A 232-nucleotide genomic window follows, 5' to 3' on the forward strand; every position below is an offset into this window, starting at 1 on the left:
CGCGGCGGTCACCACGACCGCGGGTGATCGGGTCGATCCGGCGGCGTCGGCGGTGTGGGGTTTGGTGCGTTCGGCACAGTCGGAGGAACCGGGCCGAATCCTGCTCACCGACACCGACACCGACACCACCGATCTGGCCGGGATCGTATCGCTGGCAGTGGCGGTAGGGGAGCCTCAGGTCCTTATCCGCGACGATATCGCCCACACTCCACGACTGACCCGTGTACCAGGG

At 67.7% G+C, this 232-nt stretch carries 1 protein-coding gene; it reads left to right on the top strand.

The features are described from left to right. Window positions 1–232 (top strand): SpnB-like Rossmann fold domain-containing protein (locus tag JZ792_RS41635; RefSeq protein ID WP_216918477.1); only part of this gene is annotated, 232 nt, incomplete at both ends.

It is taken from the genome of Nocardia noduli (genome assembly GCF_019038455.1).
In the GTDB taxonomy this organism is placed as follows: domain Bacteria; phylum Actinomycetota; class Actinomycetes; order Mycobacteriales; family Mycobacteriaceae; genus Nocardia; species Nocardia noduli.